The following is a 20,385-nucleotide window of genomic DNA, read 5'->3' on the forward strand; positions in this document are numbered from 1 at the left end:
CTCGAAATTTGCGCAGCAAGTGTTTATATGGGCCTACCAACAAGGAGCAGAAATGGCCCGCATAGACCAGACCGACGATTGGCGGGACCGCCATGCGCCGACAATTTCCGCCTTCGAGTCGCTTGCGATCGAGGCATATGGCCACCTGCCAGAAGAATTCCGCGCCTTAACGAAGGATCTCATTATCGAGATTGCGGATTTCCCGACCGATGAAGTCTTCGAGGACATGGCGCTCGAAACGCCCTTCGATCTTCTAGGACTATTCGAGGGTCGCGGCATCTCCGAACGTTTCACCATGGAAACGGGCGAGATGGTGAACCGCATCACGCTCTATCGCCGCCCCATTCTCGACTACTGGGCCGAGAACGAGGAAACGCTTGGTGATATCATCACCCATGTCCTCATCCATGAAATCGGCCATCATTTCGGCCTGTCGGATGACGACATGGAGCGGATAGAAGAAAGCGCCGACGAGGCCGCTGCGGAGCGGTAGCCCGCCGCGGCGCGTCTTATTGCTCGCCGAGCTTCATGTCCGGATGATATTCCTTGCCCTCGACCACCTTGGTCACGGCCTGGCCGCAATGCATGACACCGCTTGCGGCGTTAAAGGCATAACTCGGCGAACCCGCAAGTTCCCATCCCTTGTTCAACGCTTCCGTGACCCGGTGACAGAATTTTGAGTCGTCGGGGCCGGTTATGAAACGATAGACCTTCACGTCTTTTCTGCCTTTCTTTGGGCGATGATATCGGCCATGGCGACCAGCCTCTCAGCCTCAACCATATGCAGCCGCTCGATCATCCGCCCGTTCATGTTGATGACGTTCAATTCCACAGATTCCGGTTTTGCGAAAGCGGCAATAATCTCGCGAGCTTCCGCAACCGTCGCCTCATCCGGGCCGAATTGCCGGTTGGCGGGTTCGATCTGGGCGGGATGGATCAGCATCTTGCCGTCAAAGCCCATCGCTCGCCCCTGTTCGCATTCAACCTGAAAAGCCGCGACATCGCGGAAATCATTGGAGACGCTGTCAATGATATCGAGGCCATAAGCCCGGGCGGCAAGCACCACCTGCATCATCCATGGCACAAGATAGGCGCGACCGGGCAAGGCCGGAACACGGGTTTCCTTGCGCAGATCGTTAAGACCGATGACGAAAGCGGCAAGCCGCGCATCCGGCGTATGGGCGGCATCGGCAATCGACGCAGCGTTAAGGACACCGAGCGGCGTTTCGATCATTGCCCAGATCTTCATGGCCTGCGGCGCATCCGCCTCCGCCAGGAGGTCGGCAACTTCATGAATATTAGCGGGCTGCTCCACCTTCGGCAGAAGAACCGCATCCGGCCGGCAGGAAAGAACGAGCTGCAAATCCGCCTTCCCGTCCGGAGTGGAGAGCGGATTGATGCGGATAATCGCCTCGCGCCCGGCAAAGGGTGCGTCTGAAAACAGCTTTTGGAGATTTTCCCGCGCCTTGCCCTTCATGTCGGGCGCGACGGAATCCTCAAGATCGAGGATCACGCCGTCGCAATCGAGATCGCGGATTTTTTCGAGTGCCCTGACATTGATGGCCGGAACCGACAGCAACGAGCGACGCGGTCTCACAAGAATATTTTCAGAAAAATTGACCATGCCGCACTTGTGTCAAGCTTTTGTGACATCTGCAAGCTGACAATCCACTGAATCCTCTTGCAAGCCGGAAGAAGAAGGCCCACATTCGTCTGGAAAGAAAGGTTGAATCATGCAAGGCATCCGTTCATTTTTCATCGCCGCCTCCGGCATCGCAATTCTGGCCATGGCTGCTCTTTTCACGGCATCGCTCACGGTCGCTTTCATCGGCGTGCTCGCCGTTCTCAGCGCTGCCCGTATGCTTTCCGCGCGCCTTAAGCCGGCCCCCATTCCGGTCAAGCCCCGCCACCAGCGCGACATGCGCGTCTGGAACGATGGCAAAGGCACGATTATCGATCTCTGAGATCGTTTAATCGGGTCAAAATGCGAGGACGCTGCGTCAGGCGTACCGAAGAACGCGGGTTTGCGCTTCTAAAGCGCTGAGTTTTGCAGTATTTCCCGAGAGAGAACATCCGGCAGGCATTGCCCGTGCCGGATCTGTTCAAGGGAAACACGGGAAGCGACAGATGGAAAAATTCACCAAGCTGACGGGCGTTGCCGCGCCCATGCCGGTGGTCAATATCGACACCGATATGATCATTCCGAAAGACTATCTGAAAACCATCAAACGCACCGGTCTCGGCAAGGGCCTCTTCGCCGAGTCGCGTTACCTTGAGGATGGCTCGCCCAACCCGGATTTCGTGCTGAACAAGCCCGCTTATCAGAACGCCCAGATTCTTGTCGCCGGCGACAATTTCGGCTGTGGCTCTTCGCGCGAGCATGCGCCATGGGCGCTTCTCGATTTCGGCATCCGCTGTGTGATCTCCACAAGCTTTGCCGATATCTTCTACAATAACTGTTTCAAGAACGGCATCCTGCCGGTTGTCGTCAGCGCCGAGAACCTCGAAAAGCTGCTTGATGACGCCTCGCGCGGATCGAATGCCGTTCTGTCGATCGATCTGGAACGCCAGGAAATCAGTGGTCCCGATGGCGGCACCATCACTTTCGAGATCGATGAATTCAAGCGCCACTGCATGCTGAACGGCCTCGATGACATCGGCCTGACCATGGAGCATTCCGGCGCCATCGACACTTTCGAAAAGGCGAACGCCTCGGTCCGCCCCTGGGCCTGACCGCATTTCCGCCCTTCAAAAAAGCCGATCCCGTACCAAACCGTACCGGATCGGCTTTTGCTTTGCTTGAAAAGCCCTTGAGGCGGAGATAAGAAGCCCTCGATCCCGTCCGGCTGGCGATACGACTTTGCATGCATAGGACGGAACGAGTTTGACGCCGCGTTCGCCGCCACCGAAAACCCTTCATGATGTTTTCCGGCGCGCCGCCCAAGGAGGGTTCCCATGACAGTCCGTTCGCTTTTCCTGCTGCCCGGTGACGGTATCGGCCCCGAAGCCATGACTGAGGTCCGCAAGCTGATCGATTATATGAACAGCGCGCACAATGCCGGCTTCACCGTTTCAGAAGGCCTCGTCGGCGGCTCCGCTTACGACGCCCATGGCGTGGCGATTTCCGATACGGACATGGAAAAGGCGCTTGCCGCCGATGCGATCCTGTTCGGCGCCGTCGGTGGCCCGAAGTGGGATGGCGTTCCCTACGAGCATCGCCCGGAAGCGGGTCTGCTGCGCCTGCGCAAGGACCTCGAACTTTTCGCCAATCTGCGCCCTGCCATCTGCTACCCGGCACTCGCCGCCGCCTCCTCGCTGAAGCCGGAACTGGTCGAAGGCTTGGATATCCTCATCGTTCGCGAACTGACCGGCGGCGTCTATTTTGGTGAACCGAAGCAGATCTTAGATCTCGGCAACGGCCAGAAGCGCGGCATCGACACGCAGATCTACGACACTTTCGAGATCGAGCGCATCGCCAGCGTCGCTTTCGAACTGGCCCGCACCCGCGATAACCGCGTCTGCTCGATGGAAAAGCGCAACGTCATGAAATCAGGCGTTTTGTGGAACCAGGTCGTCACCGAAACCCACGCCGCCAAATACAAGGACGTTCAGCTGGAGCATATGCTGGCCGATGCCGGCGGCATGCAACTGGTGCGCAAGCCCAAGCAGTTTGACGTGATCGTGACCGATAACCTCTTCGGCGACATGCTCTCCGACGTTGCCGCCATGCTCACCGGCTCGCTCGGCATGCTGCCTTCCGCCTCGCTTGGCGCACCTGATGCCAAGACCGGCAAACGCAAGGCCATGTATGAGCCGGTGCACGGTTCGGCCCCTGACATCGCCGGCAAGAGCATCGCCAACCCCATCGCCATGATCGCCTCCTTCGCCATGTGCCTGCGCTACTCGTTCAACATGGTTGACGAGGCGACGAAGCTCGAAGCAGCAATCGCCAACGTGCTGGACAAGGGCATCCGCACCGCCGACATCATGGCCGATGGCTGCCGCCAGGTCGGCACCGGTGAAATGGGTGACGCGGTTCTCGCCGAATTCAAGGCGCTTTCGGCGTAACGCTGACAGGAACCGGTTGGGCAGGCGGCACCGCCATCTGCCCATCCTCCTTGGGCAGAAGATGCTCGTATCGCCGGTCGGTCAACGTCTTCAGAAAAGCCACGATGGCATCCACCCGCTTGTCGTCCAGCGCCGGCGCGGATGTCAGTTCCGTCATGGCGATATTCTCAGGCACCTCAGGCGCATCCCAAGTCTTGCCGGTTTCCGGGTTGATCTGTCGGCTGGGCTTTTTGCTTTTATATTTCACGTAAAACAGCACCACCGTGCGCAAATCCCTGAACACGCCATTGTGCATATAAGGACCGGTGACGGCGACATTGCGCAGGGTCGGCACCTTGAACTTGCCGCGTTGTGCCGGATCGCCGGCCACTTCAGGATTTTGCGCCAAACCCAGATCGATCGCATCTGGTTTCGAGCCATTCACAGCCCTGACCGCCATATTGGCGGGAACGCCGATATTGAAATATTTGTGGTTGGTAAACAGGCCGTCTTCCAGCCCCTTGGCGCCGCGGATTTCATGGCAGGTATTGCAATTGGTAAATTGCGTCGAGGAAATCAGAACCCGGCCCAGCTCTTCCTGATCCGTCAGCTTTTCCTCGCCGCGCAGGAAGCGGTCATATTTGGAATCGAAAGTCGAGAATTCGTCCGAGCGCTCGAAACTCGCCAACGCCTTGGTCATCGCGGCATAGGCGGTTTCATCGCTCTGGAAGACATCATTGCCGAATTGCGTGCCGAAGGCTGCGACATAGTCAGGATTTTCCCTCAGCCGCTTTACGACAGAGGCTTTGTCCGGCATGCCCATTTCAAGCGGATTGAGCGGCGGACCGCCCGCCTGGTCTTCCAGCAGCGAGGCCCGGCCATCCCAGAATTGCCCGCCGACGTACTCACCCGCCGCATTCTTGCCGAAAGGCGGCGTGAACCTCGCATAGGTCGCCGTCGGGGCATTGCGGTCGCCGAGCGAAATACCGTCGTCACCCAGAGAGACATCCCGACCGACCTTCTCGCTCTCCCGTGCATCGGAAAACCCGGCCGCCTGCATATGGCAGGTGGAACAGGCCATGGTCCGGTTCATCGAAAGATTGGGATCGTCGAACAGCGCTGCGCCCAGCTTTTCCAGCGTCGCATAATCTTCGCCGCCGTGAGCGAACATGCTGTTAATCCCCCCACCGAAGGGAGCCAGCAGAATGGATGCAGCAAGAGCGGCAGAGAGAAAAAATCGGGGCTTTATCATCGGTAGGCACGCTCGGGACAAAATGCGCGATAGCAGGTTCGGGCCGGAAAATATGAAACAGCTTTCTATCCGACCAGACTTCACGGAACATGGATCGCAGGCGCTATTTCCGCTTCCTCATGTTCCCTGAGGCGATCTATAGCACTTTCCCGTGGTCAGAGCCTACAAACTTTCGCAGCTTGCTCCACTTTGCCGCACATCCCATGGAAAGGTTATGACGCAGGCCAATCAGCCGCTTCTGGCAATGGCGTGGAAAAAGGTGCCCGAAACGAGACCTCTTCTGCCACCCGATGGCCCGAGCGGACGACCCTGCCCGTCGGCGATCTGGGCAAAAGGCTCGTCACGGCCGGGATCGGTAACCCGCGCATAATGAAACTCATGGCCGCGCAGAACATCCCCCGCCACGCCGAGCGGCCCACTTGCCGCAATCGTTGCCTGGCGATAACCGAGATTCATCTTGCGCGTCGCAAAGCTGGTCGCATGTGACAGAAGCCCGGTCATGGCATGGGTCACCCCCTCGGCATCTTCCAGCGCCTCGCCAAGCACCATGTAACCGCCGCACTCGCCATGAACAGGCCTTGTCGTGGCAAAACGGGTAATGCCTGCCTTGAAACCGGCCGCATCCGCAAGTTTTCCGGCAAAAAGTTCAGGATACCCGCCCGGAAGCCAGCAGACATCGCAACTCTCGTCCGGCGCCTCATCAGCCAGCGGCGAAAACGGCACGATTTCGGCCCCGGACGCGTGCCAATGCTTCCTGAGATGCGGATAAAGGAAGGTGAAAGCCGCATCCTCCGCCAGCGCGATGCGCTGGCCGGGCGGTGCAATCGCTGCGTCCACCGAACCGGAAGACACATTCACCGGCGCAGCGAGTGAAAACAAGGCGTCAAGATCGATGGATTTTTCCATCGCATCCGCCAGCCGTTCTATATGCGCATCGATTTCCGGGTGTTCGCTGGCCTGCACCAGCCCCAGATGCCGCTCAGGCAGGATAAGCGAGGGATCGCGCAGGACACAGCCGGCAACGGGCAGGCCAATTTTTTCGATGGCTTCCGTGCACAGTGTCCGGTGTCTTTCGCTGCCGGCCCGGTTCAGCACCGCCGCCGCCATGGTGACATCTGGGTCGTAATGGGCGAAACCATGGGCGACAGCAGCCGCCGTCTGCGACTGGCCCGACACATCCAACACCAGCAGCACGGGAATGCCGAACAGCCGCGCCAGATCCGCCGCCGAACCGGTGCGGTTTTCCGCCACCGGAATACCGTCGAACAGGCCCATGGCGCTTTCGATCAGAACGAGTTCTGCATCCTCGGTCTGCTGTGAAAATAGATGCCGCAGCAAATCCGGCTGCATAGCCCAGCTATCCAGATTGAGACCGGGAGTGCCGGTGGCGAAGGTGTGGAAACCGGGATCGATATAATCCGGCCCCGTCTTGATGCCTCGCACCTTGATGCCCCGCCGGGCAAATGCCCTGAGAAGACCGATGGTGACGCTGGTCTTGCCCGACCCCGAACGGGGTGCACCGATGATGATCGCCCGCGCCGTCATGATCCTGAAACTCCAAGCCGTTCCCGCATCGAAACGATCTCTCCGATGACGATAAGAGCCGGGGCTTCGAAGTTTTCCCGCTTTGCATCGTCAGCTATGCTTTCCAGCTTGCCGATGAATATTCGCTCCTGCTCAGTCGTCGCCGACATGATGACCGCAACCGGCGTGACGCCTGAACGGCCGCCCTGCATCAGAAGTCCAGCAATCGAGCCGATATTCTTAAGCCCCATGTAAACGACGATGGGTTCCTGCGTTTTCGCCAGCGCCAGCCAGTCAAGATCTTCTTCAGTACCCGCCGCATGGCCGGTGGCGAGCGTCACGGCGCGGCTGATGCCGCGCATGGTGGCCGGAATACGCGCAGAAGCAAGAGCCGCAAGCGAAGAGGTCATGCCCGGCAATATGCGGAATGGAATGCCGGCGCGGACAAGCGCCTCCGCCTCTTCACCACCGCGCCCAAAGATGAAGGGATCGCCGCCCTTCAGCCGCAGCACCTTTTTGCCTCGGGCGGCGAAATCGATCAGCGACGCGGTAATGTCGTCCTGCGTCGCCGAGGGCTTGCCGCCGCGCTTGCCGGCGAAAACGATTTCAGCTTGAGGTCCAAGAGCGACGACATCATCGCTGACCAACGCATCACGCACGATGACATCGGCTTGCGAAAGCGCCAGTGCCACTTCCAGCGTCAGATACCGCACGTCGCCAGGCCCTGCGCCCGCGAGCCAGACGTGACCGGCCTCAAAGACCGGACCTTTTGCGGCAATGCTGTTTAAAATCTGCGGTATCGACATTCTTTTTGGCTGCTTTTTAACGATGACGGAAAAAGCCGTCCCGGCTATAGGAATTCATATGGAAACGGATGGAAAGACCCTTCGCCGCGGCTGGACCACAGGCACCTGCGCGGCGGCCGCCACGAAGGCGGCCTGCGCCGCCCTTCTGACCGGCGAATTTCCTTACCCTGTCGAGGTCGAACTTCCAAGCGGCGCAAGGCCGGCATTTTCCCTCGCGACAGAGGAAAAAGGTGAAAACTTCGCTCGGGCCGGCGTCGTCAAGGATGCGGGAGACGATCCCGACGTCACCCATGGCGCCCTGATTGAAAGCACGGTCAGACGGGGAGGCCCTGGAAGCGGCATCACCTTCAAGGCCGGCAAGGGCGTCGGCACCGTTACCCGGCCGGGCCTGCCGCTGCCGCCGGGAGAACCCGCCATCAATCCGATACCGCGCAAGATGATCGAGGCCGCCATTCGCGAAGTAGCGGGAATGGATGCCGATTTCGAAGTCGAGATTTCGGTTCGTGATGGTGAAAGACTGGCGGAAAAAACCCTGAATGGCAGGCTCGGAATTCTCGGCGGCATTTCCATTCTCGGCACCACCGGCGTCGTCATTCCCTTTTCCTGCTCGGCCTGGATTCACTCCATCTGGCGCGGCATCGATGTGGCGCGGGCAACCGGTTGCACCCACGTGCTCGGCGCCACTGGCAACACCTCCGAAAAGGCCGGGCAGGCGCTTTACGATCTGCCGGAAACCGCCCTGATCGACATGGGCGATTTCATCGGCGGCATGCTGAAATATGTGCGCAGCCACCCCGTCGAGCGGGTGACGATTGCCGGCGGCGTCGCCAAGATGACCAAGCTCGCCCAGGGCATGCTCGACGTGCATTCCAAGAAAGGCCTTGCCGACCTTGAAGCACTGGCGGCTTTGGCCACGGAGGCGGGAGGGGATGACAATCTCGCCATTGCCATCCGTCAGGCCAATATGGTCGCGCACGCCTTTCAACTGGCCGAAGGCGCGGGGATAGACCTCGGGGCGACCGTTGCGGAAAAAGCCTGGGTAACCGCGGCGGCGGCGCTGAACACGCCCGCCATCGCGCTCGATATTGTGGTTTTCGATCGTCAGGGCGCGCTCAAGGGGCGCACCGCCTCCACACCGTCGCATCAGCCCGCCGCATCTCCTTTCGGAGAACGGAACCGGCGGACATAGTCGGTACTATAAAGTGCACTCTCGCGAAAATCCGTCGAGGCAAGCCCGCGCCCGACAAAGATCAGCGCCGTGCGCTCCACCGGCTCGGCTGCAAGCCTGCCCTCAATATCGAACAGCGTGCCGCGAATGACCCGCTCATCCGGCCAGGAGGCGCGCACCACGATGGCAACGGGGCAATCGGACCCATAAAGCGGCGTCAGCTCCTCCACCACCTTACCGATGGCATGGATTGCGAGGTGGATGGCGAGTGTCGTGCCCGTTGCGCCGAAAGCCTTCAGCGTCTCACCGTCAGGCATCTTCGATGCTCGGCCGGAAATGCGGGTCAGCACAAGGCTCTGCGCCACTTCCGGCACCGTCAGCTCCCGCTGCAGGGTGGCGGCTGCGGCAGCGAAGGAGGGCACGCCGGGCGTGACGGTATAATCGAGCCCCAGCCGTTCCAGCCGGCGGATCTGCTCACCCATGGCGCTCCAGACGGAAAGATCACCGGAATGCAGCCGCACCACATCCTTGCCTGCCTCTGCCGCCGCAACAAATTCCGCCTCGATTTCATCAAGCGAAAGTGCAGCCGTATCGATGATGCGCGCGCCCGGAGGGCAATAATCGATCAAGGCCTTCGGAACCAGCGAACCGGCATAAAGACACACGGGGCAGGCAGCGATCAGATCGCGCCCACGCACCGTGATGAGATCTGCGGCACCCGGACCGGCGCCGATGAAATGAACCGTCATTCTTCTTCTCCGTATTCAATGGCGCAGTCGTTACCACGTGGCGCATTGCCCGTCGTTGCGATAGCCACAGTTACATCACCGACGATGAGGCGGGGCGCAACCAGCCGGGCACCTGCTCCAGCTGCCGCAAGCGCCGAGGTTTCACTGACGCTGGGCGTTCCGGCGTGATCGAGACTGACCTGTGAAAATGTCATCGTCTCGGCGGCAACTGCCTCGAGCCGTTCCTGCGTTACGATTTCAAGCGACAGCGACAGGGCTTTCGCCGCTTCCGCGAGGCCAGCTTCCCCGGCCTTGAGCGGAGCAGTCGCCAAAGAGTCAACCTTCACGCCAGAGGTGCGCTCGGCGGCGCGTATGGCCGTGATGATCGCGTCCGAAGGAATACCCTTGCGGCAGCCTATACCAGCCACGGTCACCATGGCTTGACCCAGCTCCATTGCGTCACCGGCATGGCCGGACGCCAGCCTGACATGGAACCGACAGCCGCTACGCGAGAAACCTCCAGCCGGATCATCGAACCGCCAAACCGCGCATTCGCATCCAGCAAGACCGCCTCCATTTCCAGCGTCACCGCATTGGCGACCAGCCGACCGCCGGGTTTCAGCGCCTCCATGGCAGCCTCGAACACACCTGCTTCACTGCCGCCACCACCAACAAAAATAGCATCCGGCGTGGGCAAGCCTTCAAAAGCTGCCGGGGCCACACCGATCATGACCTCCAACCCCGGAACACCAAAAGCATCAGCATTGCGGGCGATTCGTTCCGCCCTTTCCGGATGTTGCTCTATGGCGATGGCGCGCAGCGAAGAATGCGACAGCATCCATTCGATGCCGATCGAGCCGGAGCCCGCGCCAATGTCCCACAGCAATTCTCCACGCCGGGGCGCCAGCGAGGAGAGCGTCACCGCCCGGATTTCACGTTTGGTGATCTGCCCGTCATGTTCGAACAGGCTGTCATCGAGCCCTCGCGTGAACGGCAGGACACGCGCATCCTCATCCGCCACGACATCAATCGCCACCACATTCAGCGGGTCGATATCATCAAAGGAAAAATCAGCCGCCCGGGCTTGCCGCCGCCTTTCACGCGTTCCGCCCAATGCCTCGAGCAGAATGAATTGCGACCGACCAAAACCGGACTCGGCCAGTAACCCCGCAATCAAAGCGGGGTCACGCTCATCCGAGGTCAGCGCGATGATCCGAGCGCCGGGCTGCAGATGCGGCCGCAAAAGATCGATGGAGCGCCCGTGCAGCGAAACGCATTCGGCCGATTGCAGGGCCCAGCCAAGCCGTGCCGCAGCCAGAGAAAAGGCGGAAGGCGAGGGATGGCAGACTGTCTCCTCCGATGGAATCCGCCGCAGAAGCGTAACACCGACACCGTAGTAGAACGGATCGCCGGAGGCGAGCACGCACACCCGGCGGCCACGCAATGCGAGAACACCGCTCATCTCCACATCGAACGGCACCGGCCACGGGCGCGCCTCGCCCTGAATGGCCGCAGCCGCCAATTCCAGATGGCGTTTGCCACCAAAAACCACCTCCGCCGCTTCGATCGCCAGAAGTGCATTTTTGCCGAGCCCATCAAGTCCATCCTCGCCTATGCCGACGATGGAAAGCCACGGCTCTTTTTTCTTTTCTGCGGCAGCGCTCTTTTCAGTAGAAGCTATCTTTTCAGTAGAAGAGCTGGCCGTTCCGGAATATTCAGACGTCATGACACGCTCCATACTCATCCTTGGCGGTACGGCGGATGCCCGCATTCTGGCCGGCAGGCTGGCAGAGGACTCCGGCTACCGAATTCTGCTGTCCATGGCGGGCCGCACGCTCTCGCCGGTCGAACAACCGGTACCAATGCGCAGCGGCGGTTTTGGCGGCGCGGCGGGGCTGGCGGATTTCATCCGCTCCGAGGGCTTCGATATTCTGGTTGATGCCACCCATCCCTATGCGGCGAGAATTTCCGTCAACGCGGTCGAAGCGGCAAGGCTGGCCGACATTCCTCTCGTCGCGCTTTCGCGCCCCGCCTGGCAGCAGCAGCCGGGTGACAGGTGGCAGAGCGTCGAAACCGTCGAACAGGCCGTTAACGTGCTCGGAGATGAAAGCAGGCGTGTATTTCTGGCTCTCGGCCGGCAGGAGCTTCTTCCCTTCGAAGCCGCACCCCGGCACAATTATCTCATCCGCAGCGTCGACCCCGTGGAGCCACCGCTGAACGTACGGGATGCGCGCTACATCACCGCGCGCGGCCCCTTTGCACTGGATGACGAAATCCGCATGCTGGAGGACAACCGCATCGAGACGGTGGTTTCCAAGAATTCCGGTGGCAGCGCCAGTTACGGCAAGATCGAAGCGGCGAGACGGCTTGGCCTGCCGGTCATCATGATCGAGCGGCCGCAACCTCTCGGCAACGCGCCCCTGAAGGGCGCGACGGTGCCGGACATAGCGTCTGCACTCACCGCCATCCGCCATCAGCTCTCCCTTTTCGAAAACCGCGGCGAATAAACGATCGGTTCCTTGCCGGAACGCTTGATCAGACGGGTTTCCACCGAACCGACGACGATGCAGGTGGCCATATCAGCCATATCGCTCGATGCTTCCGACAGGGGCACGACCCGAATGCGCTCATCCGCCCGGCCTGCGGCGCGACCGAAAATCACCGGCACCGAGCCGGGCAGATGGGCACGCAAAAGATCAAAAGCAGTGCCGAGCTGGTGCGGCCGAGCCTTGCTGACCGGGTTGTAAAAAGCCATCACGAAACCGGCTTCCGCCGCCGCGATCAGTCGCTTTTCAATGATGCCCCAGGGCTTGAGATTATCAGACAGCGAAATGGCGCAGAAATCATGGCCTAGCGGCGCGCCGGCCTTTGCGGCAACCGCCAGCATGGCGGTCACACCCGGTACGACGGAAAAATCGATGTTGCGCCATTCGGACGGGCCATTCTCAATCGCCTCGCAGATGGCCGCCGCCATGGCGAAAACGCCGGGATCGCCGCCGGAAACCACGCAGACCTTGCCACCTTCGGCCGCAAGCCGCAGCGCCTGTTCGGCGCGGGAAATTTCCTCACGGTTATCGGAGGCATGGCGGCGCTGGTGGGGACCAAGCGACAGGCGGTCGAGATAAGGAATATAACCGAAGAAATCTTCAGAAACCTCGACGGCAGCCAGCGCTTCCGGCGTTACCTGCGCTGCACTGCCGGGGCCGAGGCCGACGACGACGAGCCTGCCGGTCATGGCTTTTCACCTGTCGAGGGTCTGGTTTTCCAGCCGGGAACCAGAACCAGCGAAAAATAGGGGGCCGGCGATGCGTCACGCTCGATAAGCGGCACCGCATGGCTGTTTGCCATGGTGCCGCGCTCCACATAAAGCGCCTCGCTGAGCTTGCCGGCCTTTTCCAACGCCCGGCGGATTTTCGGCAGGTTGCGCCCGACTTTCATGATCACGGCCCCATCCGTGCCGGAAAGACGTTCCGCGAGAATATCTTCCGCCAGCGTTCCGGGAAGCACGCTCAATATGTCATCGCCCTGCACCAGCGGCAGCCCGGCCATGGACCAGCAGCCGGACATGGCGGTGATACCCGCAACAACTTCTGCATCATAGGACGGCGAAAGCCGCAGATGAAGGTGCATATAGGAGCCGTAAAACAGCGGATCGCCTTCCGAAAGCACGGCCACATTGCGCCCGGCCTCGAGATGGGCGGCGATGTCTTTCGCCGACTGATCAAAGAATGCGGCGATCGCGCCGCGATAATCCTCGCCGTTCTTGTCGCTTTCGACGGTCACCGGATAGACCAGCGGCATTTCCAGCGTGCCGGGGCGGATAAAGGCTTCGACAATGCCGCGACCATTGCCGCTACCGCCTTTTTTGCAGAAGAAAGCAAGCACATCGGTATTTTCAATGGCGCGCACCGCTTTCAGCGTCAGAAGCTCCGGGTCGCCCGGCCCGGTGCCGACACCGACCAGTTTACCCTTGGCATGTTCAAAAAGAGCCGCACTCACAGGCCTGCCCTCGCAACCGCATTGATGGCGGCGGCCGTCATGGCCGAACCGCCCATGCGCCCCTTGACGATGGCATAGGGAATGCCGAGCGCGCTTGCCTCCAGCGCATCCTTCGATTCCGCCGCGCCGACAAAGCCAACGGGCATGCCAATGATGGCGGCAGGACGCGGCGCACCCTTTTCCAGCATCTCGAGAAGATAAAACAGCGCCGTCGGCGCGTTGCCGATGGCCACCAGAGCGCCCTCCAGATGATCCGCCCAGAAATCGAGTGCGGCGGCAGAACGCGTATTGCCGATCTTTTTCGCAAGCTCCGGTGTGCGTGGATCACGCAACGTGCAGATGACGGCATTGTCAGCCGGAAGCCGGGCGTGGGTCACACCATGGGCAACCATTTGCGCGTCGCAGAGGATGGGCTTTCCGGCCAGTAACGCACCCCGTGCAGCGGCAACGAAGTCAGCCGAGAAACGGAAATGGCTGGCCGCTTCCACCTGCCCGCAAGCGTGGATCATGCGAATGGCGATATCCGCCTGCTCTTCGGTAAAGGCGGATAAATCCGCTTCTTCACGGATAATGGCGAAGGAGCGCTCGTAGATCGCATTGCCATCGCGAATATAGTCATAGTCGGTCATCGGTCATCCTGTCGAAGCGCCGCACCAATCACTTGCCCGCCCAGGCGGGCGAGCAGGGTGGCGGCGTTTTCACCGGGCTTATGTTCTTTTTCGTAAAGACGGGCAAGCCGCGAAAGCGCCGTCCTCTGCTGTGCGAAAGGTAAAATCCCGTCGGGCGGGTCGCCGGCGCGGCCGGAAACGGAAAAGGCAAGACCATCGACCGTGCCGCAAAAGGCCAGAAGCGACGGGGCAGGGTGTGCACAACCTTTGCCACAGCCGGAAATATGCAGCGTGAAAGAACCGTCGAGCAACGAGGCGCATTCCCGGGAGGCAAAGGCGGCCAGTTCATGGGTGGGAAGAAAGGCCGATGCACAGCCCGGCGCGCCGGGACAGACGGCGATGGAAGATCGCGCATCGCCGGCTTTGGTAACAAAACCACTTGTCCCTGCAGCCTCAAGCAACGCATCGCAAGCGGATTTCGATCCGAAAAATAGCATGCTATGGTTTGGTGATGGTCGCAAAGCCCTGATACCGAGCGTATCAGCGCCTCGGCATAGACGCGATAAATCCGAGCCTCGAACCTGTCCGAAGGCAGGCGCGGCGCCGGCGGCAAAAAGACCCGTGCCCGCCACCATCAATCCCAGCGGTGAAGAAGGAGCCCTGACGGCCTCATTTTTTATCACCCGATCCAGCAGCCGATCACCACAAACCGCTTTGATGCTAGAATAGTCCAGATCGCGCCCTCGGGCGACCGGCCCTTTGCTGGCAAGATAAAGGAGAAGCGACAGAACGACATCCACCGCCGAGTCCGTCTCGACCAATCCCGCATTCAGCGCTTTGCTTTCCGGCCCACCGACAAGCAATTGCCAGAAGGTCTGGCTGCCCAGCCGGATTGCTTTCAGGCGAATATCGGCGAGTAATTCCCCCATGGAGAGATATCCACCGCCATCGATGATGATGGAAATCTTGGCGGCGAGCTTTTCATGAAGAGCGAGCCGGTCGGCCTCTTTCCGAATCTGGTCGGCAAGAAAACACCCATCAGCGATTTCCGCATCATCGCGGCCGGCAAGAGGCGAAGTCTCGACCGCCAGCCCTTCGCGCAGCGGCAGGCCAAGCGCCAGCACATCCTTTTCCAAGGCGCATGCGCTTTCCGGCGTCAGGCCACGGAACTGGAGACTGCCGCGTGCGGTGATGTCGAGCAGCCCATTCCCGTGCCGCTCGGCGAGATCACAAAGCACCACCATCGCACGGGGCGATATATCCGCCTCGAAAGCTACTCGCGACAGAAAACCATCGCCGGTCCGCATGGGTGCCGAGAGCGCCGGGCAAAGACCACGGCGACCGAATGGCTGAACGGGATCGGCAGCACCAGCCATCATGCGCCCACCCTTTCGGAACGGGGCATGATCAGCATTTCAAGCTCCGCATCCACCGCATTTCGCCGGCTGTGCCACAGGCCGCGACGGCGAGCGGACAGGAAACGTTCGGCCATCACCTGTGCTGCCTTCGGATTTTCCCGCAGGATGAAATCGCGCACCTCCTCGTTGCCGAAATAGGCATCATAAAGCGTCTCGATCAACGAGGAGGAAACCACATGGGTGGTTTCGGCAAAGCCAACGAGCCTATCCACCGTTTCGGCAAATTCCGCCGCTCCGCGTGGGCCATGCCGCATCTGGCCGGCAATGAAGCGCGGGTTGACGGCGCGTGCGCGCACCACCCGCGTCAGCGCCTGCGTCATCGACCTTGCACGCGGGCGGGCCGGATCGGTCGTATCCAGCGCCACAATATCGGCTACACCACCCAACACTGCCTTCGCAGCAGAAAAGCCGCCGATGAAGGCCACATCGGAAGAACCGTCAAGAAGATCACGACCGGGGTCGTCGCCGGTATGGACAAGGAGATCGGCCCGGCGCACCAGCTCCACAAAACCGGCATCTTCAAAAATCTCCAGCCCATCAGCACCGCCGAAAGCATGGCTTGCCGCATCGAGATAGGCCTGCCCCAGTTCCTCGCGTTCGTCCCATTTTCCGCTGGCGAGTTTTTCCTCGATACCTGCACCATAGGTGCCGGGCGCGGAGCCGAAGATGCGCGCAGGAATATGCCCGAGCGCGGCCGCCTCTTCCGCCAGCGGATTGTCGCCCGGCGCTTCATCCCGCCGCGCCACGGCCTTGGCAGCCGCATCAAGCAGCGCGATCAGTGCCGGGAACATGTCGCGAAACAGGCCGGAAATGCGAAAAGTGACATCGACCCGCGGTCGCCCGAAGCTCGCCGGCGGCAGAACCTCAATGCCGGTAACGCGGCCGGTCGCCGGGTCATGGATCGGCCTTGCACCCATCAGATGCAGCGCCTGCGCCACATCCTCACCGCCATTGCGGAGACTCGCACTGCCCCAGAGATCAAAAACCAGATGTTTCGGCCAGTCGCCATGGCTTTGCAGATGATGGCGCAGCACCTCCTCACCCGCCATGCGGCCGAGCTCGAAGGCCGTGGGCGTCGGCATGGTGCGCGGATCGGCGGCATAAAGATTACGGCCGGTGGGCAGCACGTCGAGCCTTCCGCGCGCGGGTGCGCCGGAAGGGCCGGGGGGAATGTGACAACCGTCGAGCGCGGCAAGCAGCGCGGCTTTTTCCGCCCTCGCGCTTTCAAGCCTCAACGGATCGGCCTCGCCTTCCGGGTGCCGGCCGAAAATATGCTGGCCATCCTTGATGGCGAAATCCTTGAGGTCGCAGAGAAAGGCGTCGATGCGCGACAAAGCCGCATCGGCATCGTCCTTCGCACACACACCCGCCTCTGCCGCAAGCCCGGTTTCCAGCGCCTTTTCAACGATCAGTTTCGCCAGCCGATCGCGGCGGCGGCGATCCAGCCCATCGGCCTGCGCATATTCGTCAACCAGTTGTTCCAGCGCCGATTGTTCCGGCGAGAGCCCGGCATTGACCAGCACCGGCGGAACATGGCCGATGGTCACAGCCGCAATCCGCCGTTTTGCCACCGCCGCCTCGCCGGGATTGGAGACGATAAAGGGATAGACCACCGGCAGCGGACCGGTGACGATTTCCGGAAAGCAATCGCGCGAAAGCGCCACCGTCTTGCCCGGCAGCCATTCCAGCGTGCCATGCGCGCCGACATGCACGATGGCGTGTGCAGCCGCTACCCGCTGCATCCATGTGCCGAAAGCGACAAGCGCGTGACGCGGCGGCAGGGCAGGATCGTGGTAATCCACCCGCCGATCCTCATTGCGACCCCGGTCCGGCGCAAGCGCCACGTACACATTGCCAAAGCGGGCAACGCGAAAGCGGAATGCGCCATCGACAAGCACATCGTCACTTTCCGCAGTTCCCCATGTTGCATTCAGGGCAGTTGCGGCAGCGGCCGGCAATGCGGTCAGGAAATCGCGATAGTCGGAAAGATCGACCGTCGCTTCCTGCTGTTCAACGCAGTCGAGTAGCGCCCGCGCCGTGTCTGGAATATCCGACACCGCATATCCCTCGTCGGCAAGATCGCGCAGCATTTCAAGCACGCTTTGCGGCACATCCAGACCGACGGCATAACCCGTGCGCCCCGGTGCCGCACCCGGATAATCCGGCATCAGAATGACGATACGACGATCCTGCGGCGGAGCCTGTTTCAATCGCAGAAACGCCCCGATGCGGTTCGCCACCTGTTCAATACGATCCGCTTCCGGCACATTCAGGAGGCTGGCACCGCCATCCGCCCGCGCCTGCTTGAACGAAATCGCACCGGCGAGAATCCGGCCATCCAGTTCCGGCAGAACCACGTGCATGGCAAGATCGGAGGGGTTGAGGCCACGCGCATTTTCCGCCCAGCCATCACGCCGGGTGGTCGCCATCACCACCTGAAAAACAGGGACACCGAGGCGGTCGAACAGCGTCCGTCCGTCCTCATCCGTCTGGCTGGCAAAGGCGGTCGCAGCAATGATGGCGGCAGGCTGCAGGTCAGGCAACACGCTTTCGAGAAAACGGATCGCCTCCCCGTCCTTCAGACCGCTGACGAAAATCGGCAATGGCACAAAACCGCGCCCGGAAAGCGCATGGAAGAGCGCATCCACGGGTGCTGCATCAGCCGCCAGCAACATCGAGCGGTAAAAGAGAATGGGCAGTATGGCTGCATCGGCTGGAAAACCGGCAATGGCTTCCGCTTGACTGACGACACCCTGCCCGGGGCGGTAAAATCCGGCCTTCGGCAGAGGATCGGCCTCAATATCCGGCCACGCGCCATCCTTTGCCAGAACCGCAAGACCAGTTGCAAGGCTACCCATATTCGCCCTTCCCCCTTCACGGAAAAAGGAAAGGGCAGAGGCCAGTATCTGCCTGTCCACGGTCGAGGCCGCTTCGAGCTTTTCGTCCCTGTCGCTGCACTCGCCCGGCAATAGCAGAAGCTTGATGCCGCGCCGTCGGGCCATCATGGCAAGCTGATCGACGCCGTAGCGCCAGCGCTCCGCCCCGCCGAGAATCCGGATAAGGATAACACGGGCATGCTCCGCCGTCTTTTCGATCCACAGATCGACCGACATGGGGTGCCGAAGCTCGGAGAGATTGGCGGCGGAGAGCGACGGGAGCGCATCTCCAGCCTGCCGCCACGCCCTTTCCAGCCCGGCAAGATCGCTTGCCGAAAAAGACAGCATCACCACATCCGAACGGGGCTGGTTGAGATCAACCGGCTCGATCAGATCGTCCAGGGACGAGGATGTGGTGGCGAGAATATGCATCTAAGGCATTCCCAGTAAAAGTCCGTAGCGGTCAGGCGGCCAGCATCTGCTCGATCTTTTCACGGTTGATGCCCTTTTCACCAATGATAACGAGCCGGCTGCGGCGTTCTTCACCCGCCGCCCATGGGCGATCATAATAATGATTGACGCGGCTGCCGACAGCCTGCACCTGCAGGCGCATCGGCTTTGCGGAAACTTCGATGAAACCTTTGATGCGCAGGACATTTTCCGCAGCCGCCGTCTCGGCGATGCGGGCTGCCAGCGCCTCCGGGTCACTCACGGCCGGCAGGTCGATGACGAAGCTGTCGAAATCGTCGTGTTCATGGTCGAACGCGCCATCGTGATGGGTACGGCGGTTTTCGATATCCTCTTCCACCGCAAGGCCAAGGCCGATCAGCACGGCGGGATCAATGGCGCCATTCGACGCGACGACGATCTTCGCCGCCCTGGGCAGATGTTCAAGTACATGAGCCTTCGCCTTCTCGAGACCGGCATCATCGAGAAGATCGGCCTTGGTCAGCACGATGAGATCGGCGCAGGCGACCTGATCCTCGAAAACTTCCTCTACCGGATCATCGTGATCGAGCGCCTCGTCATTGGCCCGCTGGGCGGCAAGTGCTTCCATGTCGTGGGCAACCTGTCCCTCGGCAAGGGCTGCGCCATCCACCACGGCCACCACGGCATCCACTGTCACGCGGCTCTTGATCGCCGGCCACTGGAAGGCCTGCACCAGCGGCTTCGGCAGGGCGAGACCCGACGTTTCGATGAGGATATGCTCCACCTTCGGCTGGCGGCTGAGGATTTGTTCGATAGCGGGCTGGAAATCATCCGCCACCGTGCAGCAGATGCAGCCATTCGCCAGTTCGACGATGTTTTCTTCCGGGCAGCTTTCAATGCCGCAGCCCTTGAGAATTTCGCCATCGATGCCGATATCGCCGAATTCATTGACGATGATGGCAAGCCGCTTGCCATCCAGCTTTTCGAGAAGGCCACGCAGCAGCGTGGTTTTTCCGGCCCCCAGAAAGCCGGTGACGATGGTGCAGGGAACGCGGTCCAGAAGGGTGCTCATGATCTCTCCTCGGTAAAATTGAATGGGGGAATGCGCGCCACCATGCCGCGCTTCAATGGTTCGGGGCGGCCGCGCCATGGCATCAGGCCGTCTGCGGAGGCAGCCAGCATATGCGCACCTGTCAGCAGGTCTTCGGCGTCATTGGGCGTCAGCCCGCCAAACACATAGGACCAGCCGTCTGCGCCGCGAAGCACGGCGCTGAGGCCACGCTTGCAATTGGCAAGGCAATTGACGGAGCGGACGATGGTGCCGGATTCTTCCGCCTTTGCGATGACGGCATCGGCGAGACGCGAACCGGCGCGCGGTTCGGCATTGGGATCGGCTTCATCGCGACAGCTTCGGCAAACGAAGACGACCACACCGGAGGCCGTGTCAGTCTGCGTGTTTCCGCCTGCACATGAAGATGTCGTTGAAATATCCAAACCGTTTTGCTTCCCGCGCCTTCAAAAAAAATCGTC

General features: G+C 60.9%; 21 protein-coding genes. 6 read left to right on the forward strand and 15 right to left on the reverse strand.

Going from position 1 to position 20,385, the window contains the following annotated elements; genetic code table 11:
- Nucleotides 1-52 precede the first annotated feature (52 nt).
- Nucleotides 53-493: a metallopeptidase family protein gene (locus QSV77_RS12355; protein WP_046799659.1), complete on the forward strand. Its 441-nt coding sequence runs from the start codon at nt 53-55 to the stop codon at nt 491-493.
- 16 nt (nt 494-509) lie between these two features.
- Here QSV77_RS12355 and QSV77_RS12360 read toward each other — a convergent pair whose 3' ends face one another.
- Nucleotides 510-716 carry a DUF1737 domain-containing protein gene (locus tag QSV77_RS12360; protein WP_003492695.1) on the reverse strand — a complete coding sequence of 69 codons (207 nt, stop codon included), beginning with the start codon at nt 714-716 and terminating at the stop codon, nt 510-512.
- Nucleotides 713-1,624 (reverse strand): CoA ester lyase, encoded by a 912-nt coding sequence (locus QSV77_RS12365; RefSeq protein WP_302733667.1) that lies wholly within the window; start codon nt 1,622-1,624, stop codon nt 713-715. The genes QSV77_RS12360 and QSV77_RS12365 overlap by 4 nt, the downstream gene beginning before the upstream one ends.
- 109 nt (nt 1,625-1,733) lie before the next feature.
- Between QSV77_RS12365 and QSV77_RS12370 the strand changes: the two genes are divergently transcribed.
- The 3 genes from QSV77_RS12370 (at nt 1,734) to leuB (ending at nt 4,068) form a co-directional block, all read left to right on the forward strand.
- Entirely contained in the window at nt 1,734-1,964 is a 231-nt protein-coding gene (locus tag QSV77_RS12370) for a hypothetical protein (RefSeq protein ID WP_046799661.1), read from the forward strand.
- 163 nt (nt 1,965-2,127) lie between these two features.
- The gene (gene leuD, locus QSV77_RS12375; protein ID WP_142842171.1) at nt 2,128-2,733 is read left to right on the forward strand and encodes a 3-isopropylmalate dehydratase small subunit; all 606 of its coding nucleotides are present in this window, start codon (nt 2,128-2,130) and stop codon (nt 2,731-2,733) included.
- A gap of 222 nt (nt 2,734-2,955) precedes the next feature.
- Complete coding sequence (leuB, locus tag QSV77_RS12380) at nt 2,956-4,068, forward strand: 3-isopropylmalate dehydrogenase (RefSeq protein WP_302733668.1); 1,113 nt, start codon at nt 2,956-2,958, stop codon at nt 4,066-4,068.
- Here leuB and QSV77_RS12385 read toward each other — a convergent pair.
- The 3 genes from QSV77_RS12385 to cobA all read right to left on the reverse strand — a co-directional run bounded on the left by QSV77_RS12385 (nt 4,049) and on the right by cobA (nt 7,629).
- Entirely contained in the window at nt 4,049-5,299 is a 1,251-nt protein-coding gene (locus tag QSV77_RS12385) for a cytochrome-c peroxidase (protein ID WP_309568471.1), read from the reverse strand. The two genes, leuB and QSV77_RS12385, sit on opposite strands and share 20 nt — an antisense overlap.
- A 228-nt stretch (nt 5,300-5,527) precedes the next feature.
- Entirely contained in the window at nt 5,528-6,844 is a 1,317-nt protein-coding gene (locus QSV77_RS12390; RefSeq protein ID WP_302733669.1) for a cobyrinate a,c-diamide synthase, read from the reverse strand.
- Complete coding sequence (gene cobA / locus QSV77_RS12395; protein ID WP_302733670.1) at nt 6,841-7,629, reverse strand: uroporphyrinogen-III C-methyltransferase; 789 nt, start codon at nt 7,627-7,629, stop codon at nt 6,841-6,843. The genes QSV77_RS12390 and cobA overlap by 4 nt, the downstream gene beginning before the upstream one ends.
- Before the next feature lie 58 nt (nt 7,630-7,687).
- Here cobA and QSV77_RS12400 point away from each other — a divergent pair, with 58 nt between their 5' ends.
- Nucleotides 7,688-8,818, forward strand: a complete 1,131-nt coding sequence (locus tag QSV77_RS12400) for a cobalt-precorrin-5B (C(1))-methyltransferase (protein ID WP_302733671.1) — start codon at nt 7,688-7,690, stop codon at nt 8,816-8,818.
- Here the strand turns inward: QSV77_RS12400 and cobM are convergent.
- The 3 genes from cobM to cbiE are packed head-to-tail and all read right to left on the reverse strand — an operon-like array spanning nt 8,773 to nt 11,251.
- Complete coding sequence (gene cobM / locus QSV77_RS12405) at nt 8,773-9,546, reverse strand: precorrin-4 C(11)-methyltransferase (protein ID WP_302733673.1); 774 nt, start codon at nt 9,544-9,546, stop codon at nt 8,773-8,775. The two genes, QSV77_RS12400 and cobM, sit on opposite strands and share 46 nt — an antisense overlap.
- On the reverse strand, nt 9,543-9,962 hold the full coding sequence (locus QSV77_RS12410; RefSeq protein WP_302733938.1) for a cobalamin biosynthesis protein: 420 nt from the start codon (nt 9,960-9,962) through the stop codon (nt 9,543-9,545). Before QSV77_RS12410 ends, cobM begins: the two co-directional genes overlap by 4 nt.
- Nucleotides 9,956-11,251: a precorrin-6y C5,15-methyltransferase (decarboxylating) subunit CbiE gene (cbiE, locus tag QSV77_RS12415; RefSeq protein WP_302733674.1), complete on the reverse strand. Its 1,296-nt coding sequence runs from the start codon at nt 11,249-11,251 to the stop codon at nt 9,956-9,958. The genes QSV77_RS12410 and cbiE overlap by 7 nt, the downstream gene beginning before the upstream one ends.
- Between cbiE and QSV77_RS12420 the strand changes: the two genes are divergently transcribed.
- Entirely contained in the window at nt 11,250-12,032 is a 783-nt protein-coding gene (locus QSV77_RS12420; protein WP_302733675.1) for a cobalt-precorrin-6A reductase, read from the forward strand. The genes cbiE and QSV77_RS12420 overlap by 2 nt on opposite strands.
- Here the strand turns inward: QSV77_RS12420 and QSV77_RS12425 are convergent.
- The 7 genes from QSV77_RS12425 to QSV77_RS12455 are packed head-to-tail and all read right to left on the reverse strand — an operon-like array spanning nt 11,999 to nt 20,349.
- Entirely contained in the window at nt 11,999-12,760 is a 762-nt protein-coding gene (locus QSV77_RS12425) for a precorrin-3B C(17)-methyltransferase (RefSeq protein ID WP_302733676.1), read from the reverse strand. The genes QSV77_RS12420 and QSV77_RS12425 overlap by 34 nt on opposite strands.
- Nucleotides 12,757-13,524: a precorrin-2 C(20)-methyltransferase gene (locus tag QSV77_RS12430; RefSeq protein ID WP_302733677.1), complete on the reverse strand. Its 768-nt coding sequence runs from the start codon at nt 13,522-13,524 to the stop codon at nt 12,757-12,759. The genes QSV77_RS12425 and QSV77_RS12430 overlap by 4 nt, the downstream gene beginning before the upstream one ends.
- Entirely contained in the window at nt 13,521-14,153 is a 633-nt protein-coding gene (locus tag QSV77_RS12435) for a precorrin-8X methylmutase (RefSeq protein ID WP_302733678.1), read from the reverse strand. The genes QSV77_RS12430 and QSV77_RS12435 overlap by 4 nt, the downstream gene beginning before the upstream one ends.
- Entirely contained in the window at nt 14,150-15,508 is a 1,359-nt protein-coding gene (cobG, locus tag QSV77_RS12440) for a precorrin-3B synthase (protein WP_302733939.1), read from the reverse strand. The genes QSV77_RS12435 and cobG overlap by 4 nt, the downstream gene beginning before the upstream one ends.
- Entirely contained in the window at nt 15,508-18,858 is a 3,351-nt protein-coding gene (gene cobN / locus QSV77_RS12445; RefSeq protein ID WP_302733679.1) for a cobaltochelatase subunit CobN, read from the reverse strand. The genes cobG and cobN overlap by 1 nt, the downstream gene beginning before the upstream one ends.
- 31 nt (nt 18,859-18,889) lie before the next feature.
- Nucleotides 18,890-19,927: a cobalamin biosynthesis protein CobW gene (gene cobW, locus QSV77_RS12450; RefSeq protein ID WP_065114404.1), complete on the reverse strand. Its 1,038-nt coding sequence runs from the start codon at nt 19,925-19,927 to the stop codon at nt 18,890-18,892.
- Nucleotides 19,924-20,349, reverse strand: coding sequence for a DUF1636 family protein (locus QSV77_RS12455; protein ID WP_302733680.1), 426 nt, complete (start codon nt 20,347-20,349; stop codon nt 19,924-19,926). Before QSV77_RS12455 ends, cobW begins: the two co-directional genes overlap by 4 nt.
- Between the last annotated feature and the right edge of the window lie 36 nt (nt 20,350-20,385).

The sequence above is a fragment of the Agrobacterium sp. V1 genome, from assembly GCF_030518355.1.
In the GTDB taxonomy this organism is placed as follows: Bacteria; Pseudomonadota; Alphaproteobacteria; order Rhizobiales; family Rhizobiaceae; genus Agrobacterium; species Agrobacterium cucumeris.

Excerpts from the sequence above, each read along its gene's own strand:
- QSV77_RS12355 (WP_046799659.1), top strand. The coding sequence starts at position 53 with ATGGCCCGCATAGACCAGACCGACGATTGGCGGGACCGCCATGCGCCG.
- QSV77_RS12365 (WP_302733667.1), bottom strand. The coding sequence starts at position 1,624 with ATGGTCAATTTTTCTGAAAATATTCTTGTGAGACCGCGTCGCTCGTTG.
- QSV77_RS12370 (WP_046799661.1), top strand. The coding sequence starts at position 1,734 with ATGCAAGGCATCCGTTCATTTTTCATCGCCGCCTCCGGCATCGCAATT.
- leuD (WP_142842171.1), top strand. The coding sequence starts at position 2,128 with ATGGAAAAATTCACCAAGCTGACGGGCGTTGCCGCGCCCATGCCGGTG.
- leuB (WP_302733668.1), top strand. The coding sequence starts at position 2,956 with ATGACAGTCCGTTCGCTTTTCCTGCTGCCCGGTGACGGTATCGGCCCC.
- QSV77_RS12385 (WP_309568471.1), bottom strand. The coding sequence starts at position 5,299 with ATGATAAAGCCCCGATTTTTTCTCTCTGCCGCTCTTGCTGCATCCATT.
- QSV77_RS12390 (WP_302733669.1), bottom strand. The coding sequence starts at position 6,844 with ATGACGGCGCGGGCGATCATCATCGGTGCACCCCGTTCGGGGTCGGGC.
- cobA (WP_302733670.1), bottom strand. The coding sequence starts at position 7,629 with ATGTCGATACCGCAGATTTTAAACAGCATTGCCGCAAAAGGTCCGGTC.
- QSV77_RS12400 (WP_302733671.1), top strand. The coding sequence starts at position 7,688 with ATGGAAACGGATGGAAAGACCCTTCGCCGCGGCTGGACCACAGGCACC.
- cobM (WP_302733673.1), bottom strand. The coding sequence starts at position 9,546 with ATGACGGTTCATTTCATCGGCGCCGGTCCGGGTGCCGCAGATCTCATC.
- QSV77_RS12410 (WP_302733938.1), bottom strand. The coding sequence starts at position 9,962 with ATGGTGACCGTGGCTGGTATAGGCTGCCGCAAGGGTATTCCTTCGGAC.
- QSV77_RS12420 (WP_302733675.1), top strand. The coding sequence starts at position 11,250 with ATGACACGCTCCATACTCATCCTTGGCGGTACGGCGGATGCCCGCATT.
- cbiE (WP_302733674.1), bottom strand. The coding sequence starts at position 11,251 with ATGACGTCTGAATATTCCGGAACGGCCAGCTCTTCTACTGAAAAGATA.
- QSV77_RS12425 (WP_302733676.1), bottom strand. The coding sequence starts at position 12,760 with ATGACCGGCAGGCTCGTCGTCGTCGGCCTCGGCCCCGGCAGTGCAGCG.
- QSV77_RS12435 (WP_302733678.1), bottom strand. The coding sequence starts at position 14,153 with ATGACCGACTATGACTATATTCGCGATGGCAATGCGATCTACGAGCGC.
- cobG (WP_302733939.1), bottom strand. The coding sequence starts at position 15,508 with ATGGCTGGTGCTGCCGATCCCGTTCAGCCATTCGGTCGCCGTGGTCTT.
- cobN (WP_302733679.1), bottom strand. The coding sequence starts at position 18,858 with ATGCATATTCTCGCCACCACATCCTCGTCCCTGGACGATCTGATCGAG.
- cobW (WP_065114404.1), bottom strand. The coding sequence starts at position 19,927 with ATGAGCACCCTTCTGGACCGCGTTCCCTGCACCATCGTCACCGGCTTT.